This is a genomic window from Kiloniella litopenaei (assembly GCF_000982415.1).
Lineage (GTDB): Bacteria > Pseudomonadota > Alphaproteobacteria > Kiloniellales > Kiloniellaceae > Kiloniella > Kiloniella litopenaei.
The window spans coordinates 1-1,115 of sequence record NZ_LANI01000058.1 but is presented as its reverse complement, the minus strand read 5'-3'; the positions used below and the strand labels follow the sequence as shown (position 1 = coordinate 1,115).

Sequence of the window (1,115 nt, the reverse complement as noted above, 5' to 3'; positions counted from 1 at the left end):
GGTGAAAAGGGCGTTTATTCTTCCTATACGTATGATTCAAACTGCAGATGAGTTACATTTGAAAGAAAAGGTGAAAAAACCAATTGAGAAATTATTGCATGTGCTTAATGCCTCAAATAAAAAATTAATTATTCAATACCGATCATTATGAAACTATCATTAATTGTTGCCATGGATAAAAATTTTGGCATTGGTAAAGACAACGATTTGTTATGGAAATTGCCGGCTGATATGAAATTCTTTAAAGAAACTTCAACAGGTCATGTAGTAATAACCGGACGTAAAAATTATGAATCTATTCCTGAGAAATTTAGACCCTTGCCAAATCGTGAAAATGCCGTTTTAACTCACCAAATCGGCTATCAAGCACCAGGAGCTCATGTCTTTTTTTCACTTACTGAATGTTTAGAGTTCTATAAAAATGAAACCGAAAGAACTGTTTTCATCATTGGTGGGGGACAAATTTATGCAGAAGTTATGCAGCGAAACATCCTTCAAGAAATGTATATCACACAAGTAGATGGAGTGTTTGACGCAGATACTTTTTTTCCTAAATTTTCTGAATCTGAGTGGAATAGTGAAACTGTACTGAAACAGGGTATTGATGAAAAACACGCTTTTGCTTTTGAAATAAAAAAATATACACGTAAATAACTCTAAAACTTACTGTTTTTGTTGAAATGTTTTGTATGTAACGGTTTCAAAACTTCAACGACCTTACTAACTTTGCCTCCTTATGATTTTATGTATAGCTGAAAAACCTTCTGTGGCAAAAGATATTGCCGAAGTAATTGGTGCAAAACAACGCAACAACGGCTTTTATGAAGGAAATGGCTATTGGGTAACCTGGACTTTTGGCCATCTGTGTACATTGAATGAACCCCATGATTACAAAGAAAATTGGAAATACTGGAAATTGGAAGATCTGCCAATTGTACCTAAAAAATTTGGCATTAAACTAATTGATAACGATGGAGTAAAAAGGCAATTTGCTGTTATTGAAAAATTGGTAGCATCTTGTTCTGAAGTCATCAATTGCGGGGATGCCGGGCAGGAAGGGGAGTTGATACAAAGATGGGTATTGGCACCTGGTCAAGAAAGCGGGCCATACCCAC

Annotated in this window: 2 protein-coding genes; both read left to right on the top strand. The window is 35.3% G+C overall.

The features are described 5' to 3' along the window. Positions 1–141: 141 nt before the first annotated feature. On the top strand, positions 142–654 hold the full coding sequence (locus WH95_RS20085) for a dihydrofolate reductase (protein ID WP_086371372.1): 513 nt from the start codon (positions 142–144) through the stop codon (positions 652–654). 112 nt (positions 655–766) lie between these two features. Further along, the coding region (locus WH95_RS20080; RefSeq protein ID WP_245623000.1) for a toprim domain-containing protein at positions 767–1,115 on the top strand (349 nt) is incomplete at its 3' end.